The organism is Corynebacterium sp. HMSC035E02 (assembly GCF_001836065.1).
In the GTDB taxonomy this organism is placed as follows: domain Bacteria; phylum Actinomycetota; class Actinomycetes; order Mycobacteriales; family Mycobacteriaceae; genus Corynebacterium; species Corynebacterium hiratae.
Window position 1 is genome coordinate 56,508 of sequence record NZ_KV827337.1, and the last position, 11,717, is coordinate 68,224.

Below are 11,717 nucleotides of genomic sequence, written 5' to 3' on the forward strand. Positions count from 1 at the left end.
CCGCATGGCTGGAGCACCGCCTACCGTGCAGCCCCGCAGACAGTACCTGCGTGTGGCCGCGCTCATCGCACCGGCGCTGATAGCGCTGGCTGTGGTCATCGGCTACCCCATTGTGCGCGCTGTGATGCTGTCCTTCCAGGGCAACAAACGGCTGAACCCGACTACGGGTGTGTTCGAGGAAGGCTCCTTCGCCGGCCTTGAGAACTACCTTTACTGGATTACCAATCGCTGCATGTCAGCCACTGGCCAGGCCACCGCGTGCCCTGACGGTGTCATCGCCACCGATTTCTGGCCGGCTGTGAAGATCACTCTCTTTTTCACCGTGGTCACGGTTGCCCTGGAGACCATCCTGGGCATGTTCATGGCGCTGGTGATGAACGGTGAGTACCGCGGTCGCGGCCTCGTGCGCGCGGCAGTGCTGGTTCCCTGGGCTATCCCCACCGCGGTGACCGCGAAGCTGTGGCAGTTCATGTTCGCGCCGGATGGCATCGTCAACGCGCTCGTCGGCACGCGCATCGCGTGGACCACAGACCCGTTCTATGCCCGTCTCGCGGTGATTATCGCCGACGTGTGGAAGACCGCCCCCTTCATGGCGTTGCTCATCCTGGCTGGTTTGCAGATGATTCCGCGCGATGTCTACGATGCCGCCCGCGTGGACGGCGCTTCGCGCATCCAAACCTTCTTCACCATCACCCTGCCGCTGGTACGCCCGGCGCTCATGGTGGCGATCCTCTTCCGCACGCTGGATGCACTGCGCATGTACGACCTGCCGGTCATCATGATCTCGGCCTCCTCCAACTCCCCGACAGCGACCATTTCCCAGCTCGTCGTGGAGGACATGCGCCAGGGCCACTTCAACTCGGCCTCCGCGTTGTCCACGCTCATCTTCCTGCTTATCTTCACCGTCGCGTTCATCTTGGTGCGCTTCCTCGGCGCTGATGTCTCCGGTACTGCCCGCCAGAAGAAGGAGAAGAAGTCATGAAAAAGATCGGCCATTACCTAGGCATCCTCTTCATCATGTTCTGGGGGCTCGCACCCTTCTATTGGATGGTCGTCACCGCCCTGCGGCACAAGTCCCATACCTTCGACACCACCCCGTGGCCCACGCATGTGACCCTCGATAATTTCCGGGATGCATTAGCCACGGACAAGGGCAATGACTTCCTCAATGCCTTAGGGAACTCTTTGCTCATCTCCCTGGCCACGACCGCGGTGGCGGTCCTCATCGGCGTGTTTACCGCCTATGCCTTGGCGCGCTATGACTTCCCGGGTAAGGGCGTTGTCACCGGCATCATTCTGGCCGCCTCGATGTTCCCGGCCATCGCGCTGGTAACCCCGCTATTCCAGCTCTTCGGCAACCTCGAATGGATCGGTACCTACCGCGCGATGATCATCCCGAATATCTCCTTCGCGCTGCCCCTGACGGTCTACACGCTGCTGAGCTTCTTCCGCCAGCTGCCCTGGGAACTGGAGGAGGCCGCTCGCGTGGACGGTGCTTCCCGCGGTCAGGCCTTCCGCCTGGTGCTCCTGCCCTTGGCTGCGCCGGCACTGTTTACTACGGCTATCATCGCCTTCATCACCACGTGGAACGAGTTCATGCTGGCCAAGCAGCTCTCCACCACCGCCACCGAGCCGGTGACCGTGGCCATCGCACGCTTCTCCGGCCCCTCAGCCTTCGAGTACCCCTACGCCGCCACCATGGCTGCGGGCGCGCTGGTGACTGTTCCGCTGATCATCATGGTGCTCATCTTCCAGCACCGCATCGTCGCCGGCCTCACCGCCGGAGGTGTTAAGGCCTAATGCGCCGCGCACTGCTGTGGGACACCGCGCTGGGATTCGTTGGCTTCTTCGCCTTCCTGGCGCTGGTGCAGGCAGTTCTCAATCTTTTTCACCCCTCCCCCGCCATCTGGCCGGGGCTCCTCGCGGGCGCGCTGTGCCTGGCGGAGTATCTGCTGTGGCGGGCTAAACGGAAGGATCTCCGATGAGCTGGCACGACAACGCCATTTTCTACCAAGCCCTCGTGGGCTCGTACAAGGACACCACCGGCGAAGGCGTGGGCACGCTGCGCGGGGTTATTGAGAAGCTTGACTACCTCAAGTGGCTTGGCGTTGACTGCCTGTGGCTTTCCCCGTTCTATGCTTCCCCGCTGCGCGATGACGGCTATGACATCGCCGATTACTACTCCATCCACCCTGACTACGGCACGATGGAGGACTTCGACGAGCTCGTCGCCGAGCTCCACGCGCGCGGCATGCGCCTCATGACGGATCTCGCGTTTAACCACACCTCTACCGATCACCCGTGGTTCCAAGCCTCCCGAACCGATCCGGAAGGGCCCTATGGGGACTATTATGTGTGGGGCGATGATCCCCTGCGCTACCCCGAGATCCGCATCATCTTCACCGATACGGAGACCTCGAATTGGGCATGGGACCCGGAGCGCAAGCAGTTTTACTTCCACCGCTTCTACTCCCACCAGCCGGACCTGAACTACGACAACCCGAAAGTCCACGAGGAAATTTTCAAGATCCTCTCCTTCTGGTTGGACAAGGGGGTGGATGGCTTCCGCCTCGATGCCATCGCCTACCTCTACGAACGCGATGGACTGGGCGGCGAGTCTCTGCCGGAGACGGTCGAATTTGTGGAGAAGGTCCGCGCCTTCATCAACGAGAACTACCCCGAGGCCATCATGATCGCGGAGGCCAACCAGCCACCGGTGGAAACCATGGAGTTCTACGGCACGGGCAACCGCTTCCACATGGTCTTCAACTTCCCAGTGATGCCGCGGCTTTACCAGGCGCTGGCGCTGGGTGATGCCACACCGGTCTACGACATCATGGCGGAGCTTCCGGAACTGCCCGAAGGCTGCCAGTGGGGAACCTTCCTGCGCAACCACGACGAGCTGACCCTAGAGATGGTCAACGCGGACCAGCGCGCGATCATGTACGAGCACTACCTGCCCGATGATCAGATGCGCGCCCACGTGGGCATCGCGCGGCGCCTTGCCCCGCTGCTGGGCAATGATTACCGCAAGATTGAGCTTTTTTATTCACTACTCATGACCCTGCCGGGCGCTCCCTTTCTGTACTACGGCGATGAGATTGGGATGAACGATGCCCCCGAGCTGCCTGACCGCGATGCTGTGCGCACGCCCATGCAGTGGGAGCCGGGCGAGGGTGCAGGCTTCACTACGTCCGCCCACCCGCGCCGGCCCATCGTCGGCGGCGTAGGGGTTTCGGTAGAGGAGCAGCTTGCCGACGATGACTCGCTCCTCCACCGCCTGCGCGGGCTGATCCAGCAGCGTAAGGCACATCCGGAGCTCGGTACCGCGCCCTTTGAGGCCGTAGAGACCGGCTATGCGGGCGTGCTGGGATTCCAGCGCGGTGAGTTGTTGTGCCTGCACAACTTCACGGATCAGACCGTCGACTTAGGCCCTGTGGAGCTGGGCCCCTATGGCTACGCTTGGCTGCCTGTAGAGGCCTAAAAGACACTTCGTAACTCACCTCACATTTCCCGCTAGGTTAACTAAAAGTTAACTCGCCGTGAATGAAAGCTAGCTTTTGGAGGATTTTACCTATATAGTTGGTTCAACCCCATGATGCGGACAGCCGCATCATTACGACAAGAAATAGAGAGGTGAGCCAAATGAATACCCTGACCGGATTCCTTTCCGCCATCACTAACGAATTCAAGAGTGCCACCGGAATCAACCTTGACACGGTGCACCCGGCGCCACTGGTGTCGCACATCGCTGAAGATCTGCTCAAGCACGGTCTCATCCCAGCCACCCACACGGACATCGAAGAGTCCTACGCCACACTTACGGGCACCTTCCCCAAGGAAGAGGATCTCGTAGATGCCGAACTCTTCCTCTACAGCCTCGGTTGGCTGGCAGACACCCCCGAATAAAACCACATAACCTAAGCCTCGCCCCCTTTTACGGGGCGAGGCTTTTTCATTGAGTCACCTTTCGACGCCCCTCACTACACACCCACTACACTGACCCACATGCACCCGACGCGCCGTATGCGAGGATTCCCTCACCTTTTACACCACCATTCACCTGCACAAACGTGAACTGTGAGAGAAATCACCCGCGTGCCGCTATACATTCCTATACAAAACTTCTCTACACTGTCGAAACATGACTATTTCCTCACATTTGTCGGAGCTTGACTCCCTGAGCGCCGACACCACCGCAGGCAAGATCGCTGAACTGAAGAGGCGTCGCGAAGCAGCGGCGCAGCCCATGGGCGAACAGGCCCACGAAAAGGTCCGCGCCCAGGGCCGCCTCACCGCCCGGGATCGCTTGGACTACCTCCTCGATGAAGGTTCCTTCGTCGAGACTGACATGCTCGCCGTGCACCGCACCACGGACTTCGGTATGGGCAAGAAGCGCCCGGTCACTGACGGCATCGTCACCGGCTGGGGCACCATCGACGGCCGCGAGGTCTGCATCTTCTCCCAGGACGGAACCGTCTTCGGAGGCGCCCTCGGCGAGGTCTACGGCGAGAAGATGATCAAGATCATGGAGCTGTCCATCACTACCGGTCGTCCACTCATCGGCCTGTACGAAGGCGCCGGCGCCCGCATCCAGGACGGTGCCGTCTCCCTGGACTGGATTGCCAAGACCTTCTACCAAAACGTCAAGGCCTCCGGCGTCGTCCCGCAGATCTCCGTCATCATGGGCGCCTGCGCCGGCGGCAACGCCTACTCCCCTGCGCTGACCGACTTCGTCGTGATGGTGGATGAGAAGTCCAAGATGTTCGTCACCGGGCCCGACGTCATCAAGACCGTCACCGGCGAGGAGATCTCCCAAGAGGAACTCGGCGGCGCCGGAGTCCACATGCACAAGTCGGGCACCTCGCACTACACCGCTTCTAGCGACGAGGAAGCACTGGATTGGGTCCACGACCTGCTGACCTACCTGCCTTCCAATAACCGCCAGCTGACACCGGCTGAGCCCTACGAGGAGCTGGGCGAAGAGACTGCCAATGACCTCCTGCTGGATGAAATCATCCCGGACTCCCCGAACCAGCCCTATGACGTCAAGGAAGTCATCGAAACCCTCACCGATGACGGCGATTACCTGGAGATCCAGGCTGATCGCGCCGATAACGTGGTGACCGCCTTCGGCCGCATCGAGGGCCAGACCGTGGGCTTTGTGGCCAACCAACCGCAGGTTTTCGCCGGCTGCCTCGACATTGATTCCTCCGAGAAGGCCGCCCGCTTCGTGCGCACCTGCGATGCCTTTAACATCCCGATCATCATGCTGGTCGACGTTCCCGGCTTCCTCCCCGGCGCCGATCAGGAACACGATGGCATCCTGCGCCGCGGCGCCAAGCTTCTCTACGCCTACGCCGAGGCCACGGTTCCGAAGATCACCGTCACCCTGCGCAAGGCCTACGGTGGTGCCTACTGCGTGATGGGTTCCAAGGGCCTCGGCGCGGACGTCAACCTGGCGTGGCCCACCGCCCAGATCGCCGTCATGGGCGCAGCCGGCGCCGTCGGCTTCATCTACCGCAAGGAGATCAAGGCAGCCCACGAAAAGGGCCTCGACGTGGCTGAGCTGACCAAGTCCTTCGAGCGCGAGTATGAAGACCACATGCTCAACCCGTATAAGGCAGCGGAGCGCGGGCTTATCGACGCCGTCATTCTCCCCTCCGAAACCCGCAGTGCAATTGCCAAAAACTTGCGCTTCTTCGCCGACAAGAACGTCGCGCGCCCGGCGCGTAAGCACGGCAACATCCCGCTCTAACGCGCACTCGGATCGGCACAGATTAGTACAGAAGACGCACTGTATTACACTAGTGTCCCATGACTGACTTGAAGACGACCGCTGGCAAGATCGAGGACCTCAGCGCCAAGCTCACCGAGTCCCGTGCGCCGCAGGGAGAGGTCCCTGCGGCTCGCAGCGCCATCGAGGCGCTCTTCGATGCCGGATCCTTCGTAGAGACCGACGCGCTTGCTCGCCACCGCTCCACCGAGTTCGGCCGCGAGCACGTCCGGCCCTACACCGACGGTGTCGTCACCGGTTTCGGCACCGTGGACGGCCGCAAGGTCTGCGCTTATGCGCAGGACGCCTCGCTGTTCGACGGCACCATGGGCGAGGTCTACGGCGAAAAGGTCACCAAGCTCTACGACCTCGCCATTAAGACCGGCGTGCCCATCGTCGCGCTCGTCGCCAGCGACAAGCCCCGCGCCCAGGAAGGCATCGTCTCCTCCGCCATGCAGGCCCGCATCCTGGCCCGCGCTACCACCGCTTCCGGCCTCATCCCGCAGGTCACGGCGGTCTACGCAGACTCGAAGGAGGCCTCGCTCGTAGCCGCGTTGTCCGATGTAGTCATCGCTCCGGACGGTGACCTGCAGGCGGACGGGGAGCACGAGGTGAGCGTCGCCAAGCGCGTGCTCTCCTACCTGCCTTCCAATAACCGTGCCGCCGCTCCCCGCACCGAGGCCACCATCGTGTCGGGTTCGGTGGAGGAGAACATCACCGACGCCGACCACGCCCTCGATACCCTCGTGGGCGATGACGGCGCCGTCGATCTCGCCGACGTGGTCACCGCCACCTGTGAGGATGTTTTCGAGCTCGGCGCCCAGGTGCGCGGTGTCTTCACCGGCTTCGGCCGCGTGGAGGGCCGCACGGTGGGCTTCATCGCCAACCGCGACACCCTCGACGCGGAAGCTGCCGCCAAGGCCGCGCGTTTCATCCGCCTCTGCGATGCCTTCAATACTCCCATCATCGAGTTCGTCGATACTCCGGCACTGGACGTGGAGAAGGCGGCGCTGGCCAAGCTGGTGCACGCCTACTCCGCGGCGAGCGTGGGCAAGATCAGCGTCATCGTCCGCCGCGCGCACGGTACCGGATACATCGCCTTCGGCTCCAAGGAGCTCGGCGCGGATCTGTCCTATGCGTGGCCGACGGCCGAGATCGCCGTGGCCGATGCCCCCGCACTGGCCTCCGAGCTAGAGCTGAGCGAGGAGGAGGCCGCCGCCTACCTGACCCCGTACCAGGCCGCTGAGCGCGGTCTCGTCGATTCCGTTATTACCCCGGCAGCCACGCGTGGCTCCCTCATTGAGGGCCTGCGCCTGCTGGATCGCAAGATTATTCCGACCCTGCCGAAGAAGCACGGCAATATCGTTTTGTAGAGGTGTCCAATGACCGCTTCCCTGTTTACCGTTCTGCGCGGCAACCCCACCGACGCTGAGGTGGCGGCCCTATCCACGGTGCTCAGCCAGCTCGACTCTGAGGCGCGCGCCAAGGCCGCCGATACCCGCTCTGAGCGCGACCTGTGGGGACAGCCGGGTGACGTATTCAACCCGTCCGCCTTCCGCAACGTCCGCTACTACTAAGCGCATGCGCCTGGTTCTGGCCTCCCAGTCCCCCTCCCGCCTGTCCATCCTGCGGGGTGCGGGCGTGGAACCCGTCATCGCCCCGGCTCACGTGGACGAGCGCGCCATCGAGGAGCGCCTGGCGGGTGCTGAGCCCGCCGAAATCGTCTGTGCCTTGGCTACTGCTAAGGCGGAGGCCATTGCTGCCGACTATCCCGAGGACGTCGTGGTGGGTGGGGATTCAATGCTGCTTCTCGACGGCTCCCTCCAAGGCAAACCCCACACCCCCGAGGCCACCGTGGAACGCTGGCACGCGCAGGCCGGGCGTACCGCGGAACTCATCACCGGACATTGCGTGCTCTACGGCGAGGAGCGCTTCGTTGAAGCCTCACGCACCACGGTGCACTTTGCCCAGGCCTCGGACGCCGATATCGAGGCCTACGCCCGCACCGGCGAGCCGCTGGAATGCGCCGGCGCCTTTACCTTGGAAGCCCTCGGCGGCTGGTTCATCGACCGCATTGAGGGCGATCCTTCCTCCGTCATCGGGCTTTCGCTGCCGGTGCTGCGCCGCGCGCTGTATTCCTTTGGGCTCAACGTTTCCGGCTTCTGGGTTTAATCAAACCTATTGACTGGATTTTTAATCACCGATATTATGTGATTCACATTTCACTGCATGCGAGAGAGCGGAATTAGATCCTGCAATCTACAGGTTTTAAATCGCTTCAGGAACTCGCACAGAGCTTAAGTAAGGAATTTGGAGTACACCATGTCCTCATTGCTGCATCAGTAATTTCTATTTGACACACCGCTGCTTTCGACGGGTCAATATTTCACCGCCGAGAGAATTGTCTACCTCGAAATTCCGACGCTGGGTTCATGCTGCGCGCATGAGTTTCCAGTCGCGGTTGTCAAAACATAGAGAGAACCGATGCAAGATCACAATACTACTGGTGGAAATTTTTGGACTATTGTACGCAAGAGTCATCCCGATTACTTACGGTGGTTCTTCGCCGACACAACAAGCGCTTTAGGCTCATCCCTCATTGCCATCCCTGTTTCACTTGCGAGCTTCTACCTCACTGGAAGTCTAAGCCAAGCAGGTCTCATCGGAGCAGCAAGCTCAGCTGGCTCCATGATCATGACCATCCCAGCCGGAATGATCATTGATCGCTTCGATAAGAAGAATCTGCTTCTCCTTTACGGCCTGAGTCAGATTGCTATCTGGTCTTCCTTTTCCCTACTCCTCTGCCTGGGTAAATTCGCCTTCATCTCCTTATTCTTCTTCAGCGTTTTTGCTGGGATGATTACAGGCACCTTCGGAGGGCTAACCAACGCCATTCTAAGATTCATCATCCCAGAGAATCTACTTGTCCAAGCACAGGGCCGTAACCAAACTCGAGACAACATTATCTGGATGGTCGGATTACCCTTGGGAGGCCTCCTTTACGGACTCGCCCCGGTTATTCCTTTTATTACGCAAGCCCTGTCAGGGCTTGGTCCCGTATATGCTTCAAGGAGCATCAATGCAAACCTAGGTGAAACAATCAGCGGCCCAAGATATTCATTTAAAGAGTTCTGGTCCGATAGCAAATATTCTTTGGCTTGGATTTGGAAATATCCGGTGCTCCGGGCAATTTTCAGCATCGATTTATGCTCGAATTTTGCCAATTTTTTCCTCATCGCGTCCATAGATCTATGGTTGGCCTATCTTAAAGTTGATGGCTGGATAATCGGCTTAACTTCAACCATGTTTACCCTAGGCATGATTGTTGGAGGATTTTTTCAGGACCACCTCATCAAGCGATTACCTGGAAGAAACATAATCCGAGCAACCATGCTCTGGGAATTAATGTGGTACATATTTCTTCTCGTGTTTTCCCATTATTGGCCGCTTATCGCAGTCGCAGCATTTTTCATCGTCATTCCCTCGATCGCATGTAACTCGTACTCTGGTGGACTACTTGCGTTATCTGCACCCCCTGAAAAGATAGGTAAGTGCTCGGCAGGAGCACGCCTAATGATGGGACTACTTCCAATCATCGCCTCCACCAGCGCAGGCGTTCTTCTTTCTGCAATTGGTTTTCAGGCAAGCATGGCACTATGTGTTCTGTGCTCGGTTATCTCTTGCTTGATAGTGGCGGGTTCAGTCTTACGCGCACTACCTAAAGCAACCGAGTTCAATTCCCTCCCAGTTCTCGAGTAACCCTTATGACGTATACGAACGCTTCAAAGCCTTCGCGGCGCCAGTCGGACCCCAGCCTTAGCCTCGACTAGTCGTATCCAAGCTCGCCCCCTCTGGTGGCCTCACTGCCACATGGCTAGAGTGGGGCGGCATGGAAATGAAAGACATGCTCGCTCCCCCACCCATCAATCTGCCCGCCGATCCGGGTGCTGACAGCACCGCTGATCTCACCGCGGGAATTGTCGCCCACCCAGATTCCCCGCTGCTCTGGGCGCTGCTGGCGGAGCAAGAACTAGACAAGAACAAGGGCGCTGAGCCCACCGCATTCATCACCGCCTACGCCTATGCGCGCACCGGCTACCACCGCAGCCTCGACCGCCTGCGCGGCAATGGGTGGAAGGGCTGGGGCCCTGTCCCCTTCTCTCACGAACCAAACCAAGGCGTACTGCGCGCGATTGCCGCACTGGGCCATGCCGCGAAGGCCATCGGTGAGGACGCAGAATATGACCGCATCCGCCAGATGCTCTCCGATGCCGACCCCGAGTGCGTCGCTACGCTACTGGATTAAGCACATGGTTCTAGTCACCTGGTTCTACTCAAAAGGTTTAGTTGGGGGCAAGTAAACCATCTAGGAGGCCACAGATGGTTTGTTTGGGGGCACATGAACCATCTGACCTGAACCATACGACTGAAACCAACTGTGGTGGCTACCGGAATTCTCAGACAGCCCCTCCTACATGTAAAAATCCCGCGGACCTCGAATGTGAGGCCGCGGGATTAGCGTGTCTGCGAAAAGCGCAGCGCGTGAGACCACCTATTCCTTATCGCTATCGCCATCCGCCTGAGAGACAAGGTCTCCGGTGTTCTGCGCGGTGCGGATGTTCGCCACGAAGAACTCCAAGATCAAACGGAACTGAATGACGTAGAAAAGGAACGCGATTCCGCCACCGATGACAGCGCCCAGGAACGTCAAGATTCCGATGAGAAAGCTGTCAGTGAAAGCAAAGAAGGAGAAGAGGATCATTCCCGCCCATGCTGCCCCTGCCACGATGACGAGCAGCAGGTAGATGAAGGAGGAGAACTTCAGGGTGACGAAGTCATTGAAGGAGAAGTCAAACAGCGCCTTGAAGAAGCCAGCGCCCTTGGAGGGGCTGCCGCCCTGTGAATTCTGCTGTGGGTAGTCCTGCTGCGGGGAGGCGGCAAAGGGCGAGTTGTTCTGCTGACCAAAGCCCTGCTGATCCTGCGTGCCGAAAGCCTGCTGTTCTTGGGCGCCGAAACCTTGCTGGCCTTGTGCCCCAAATCCTTGGTTCTGTTGGGGGTAGCCACCAAAGCCGGAGGTTGAGTGGGAAGCCGTGGTTCCAAAGCCCTCTCCCGACTGCTGACCAAAGCCATGGTCTTGGTGCGACTCCGACGGGGTGCCGTAGCCATAGCCCTGGTTAGAAAATCCCTGGCTGCCATAACCCTGGTTGTCGTAGCCCTGATTACCGTAGTTCTGGCCGCCATAGCTTTGGTTCGAGTTCACGGAGTCCGCAGCGTGATCAGCGCCAGCATTGTGAGCGCCAGCATTGTGATCGGTGCCAGCGTTGTGCTCGGCGCTGGAGTTCTGCGCCGCACCCGCGTCGCTGTCGGCATTGTACGAGCCGTAGGAAGCGCCAAAGGTACCGTGAGAGGCTTGGGAATCTTGCCCGCCGAAGGTTTCGGAAGCAGGGACAGAGGAGCTGGAAGAGTGCTCGGTGCCAGACTCCGTGCTGTTCTTCGCCGAATCATAGGCCGAGTCCGCGGCGGAATCGGAGGACGCATTAAAGCCCGAACCGGACGCGTCAAAGCCGCGATTCTCAGCATCCGGCTGCGCACCCTGGGGAGCGGAATAACCGAATCCAGACGAGTCGGCGGAGCCCTCGGAGTAGTCGCCATATCCTGCCTGGCCACCCCAGCCGAAACCGGAGTTCGATGCCTGGCTACCCCACGCGGACGCAGCGTCATCGTTGCCTGACTGGGAGCTATCGTAACCGCCGAAGCTGCTGTAACCGTTGTTCCCGGCGTTCTCACCGTTGGACCCGTTGACGTGGTTATCGCTGTTATCGCCGTTCTCACCAAACTGGTTGGGGTTCGTCATTTTTTCGTTAGACCTTTCGGAGAATCATCGAAATTCGCAGCGCGCTACAGCACTACAATGGCGTAATTTTTACCCCTCCGAACGTAC

General features: G+C 59.8%; 12 protein-coding genes. 11 read left to right on the forward strand and 1 reads right to left on the reverse strand.

Translation table 11 applies throughout. From position 1 onward, the window contains the following. The first annotated feature begins 4 nt into the window (after positions 1-4). From HMPREF2635_RS05490 to HMPREF2635_RS05540, 11 genes are all read left to right on the forward strand, one after another. Positions 5-982: a carbohydrate ABC transporter permease gene (locus HMPREF2635_RS05490; RefSeq protein ID WP_070509492.1), complete on the forward strand. Its 978-nt coding sequence runs from the start codon at positions 5-7 to the stop codon at positions 980-982. After that, positions 979-1,800 carry a carbohydrate ABC transporter permease gene (locus HMPREF2635_RS05495; protein WP_049156365.1) on the forward strand — a complete coding sequence of 274 codons (822 nt, stop codon included), beginning with the start codon at positions 979-981 and terminating at the stop codon, positions 1,798-1,800. The genes HMPREF2635_RS05490 and HMPREF2635_RS05495 overlap by 4 nt, the downstream gene beginning before the upstream one ends. Further along, the gene (locus HMPREF2635_RS05500; protein ID WP_049156366.1) at positions 1,800-1,985 is read left to right on the forward strand and encodes a hypothetical protein; all 186 of its coding nucleotides are present in this window, start codon (positions 1,800-1,802) and stop codon (positions 1,983-1,985) included. Before HMPREF2635_RS05495 ends, HMPREF2635_RS05500 begins: the two co-directional genes overlap by 1 nt. Then, positions 1,982-3,484 (forward strand): alpha-amylase family protein, encoded by a 1,503-nt coding sequence (locus HMPREF2635_RS05505; protein WP_070515996.1) that lies wholly within the window; start codon positions 1,982-1,984, stop codon positions 3,482-3,484. Before HMPREF2635_RS05500 ends, HMPREF2635_RS05505 begins: the two co-directional genes overlap by 4 nt. A 161-nt stretch (positions 3,485-3,645) precedes the next feature. Beyond that, positions 3,646-3,909 (forward strand): hypothetical protein, encoded by a 264-nt coding sequence (locus HMPREF2635_RS05510; RefSeq protein ID WP_046647021.1) that lies wholly within the window; start codon positions 3,646-3,648, stop codon positions 3,907-3,909. Positions 3,910-4,144: 235 nt separating this feature from the next. Beyond that, the gene (locus tag HMPREF2635_RS05515) at positions 4,145-5,758 is read left to right on the forward strand and encodes an acyl-CoA carboxylase subunit beta (RefSeq protein ID WP_046647022.1); all 1,614 of its coding nucleotides are present in this window, start codon (positions 4,145-4,147) and stop codon (positions 5,756-5,758) included. A 59-nt stretch (positions 5,759-5,817) separates the two neighbouring features. After that, positions 5,818-7,149, forward strand: coding sequence for a carboxyl transferase domain-containing protein (locus HMPREF2635_RS05520; RefSeq protein ID WP_070515999.1), 1,332 nt, complete (start codon positions 5,818-5,820; stop codon positions 7,147-7,149). A gap of 9 nt (positions 7,150-7,158) precedes the next feature. Next, entirely contained in the window at positions 7,159-7,353 is a 195-nt protein-coding gene (locus HMPREF2635_RS05525) for an acyl-CoA carboxylase subunit epsilon (RefSeq protein ID WP_046647024.1), read from the forward strand. A gap of 4 nt (positions 7,354-7,357) precedes the next feature. Further along, positions 7,358-7,948 (forward strand): Maf family protein, encoded by a 591-nt coding sequence (locus HMPREF2635_RS05530; protein WP_070509489.1) that lies wholly within the window; start codon positions 7,358-7,360, stop codon positions 7,946-7,948. Between the two features lie 312 nt (positions 7,949-8,260). Next, positions 8,261-9,535 (forward strand): MFS transporter, encoded by a 1,275-nt coding sequence (locus HMPREF2635_RS05535; RefSeq protein WP_070516001.1) that lies wholly within the window; start codon positions 8,261-8,263, stop codon positions 9,533-9,535. 130 nt (positions 9,536-9,665) lie between these two features. After that, a complete protein-coding gene (locus tag HMPREF2635_RS05540) occupies positions 9,666-10,082 on the forward strand; it encodes a DUF3151 domain-containing protein (protein WP_070511468.1) in 417 nt (138 codons plus the stop codon). Between the two features lie 246 nt (positions 10,083-10,328). Here HMPREF2635_RS05540 and HMPREF2635_RS05545 read toward each other — a convergent pair whose 3' ends face one another. Then, positions 10,329-11,630, reverse strand: coding sequence for a DUF4282 domain-containing protein (locus HMPREF2635_RS05545; protein WP_070511466.1), 1,302 nt, complete (start codon positions 11,628-11,630; stop codon positions 10,329-10,331). Between the last annotated feature and the right edge of the window lie 87 nt (positions 11,631-11,717).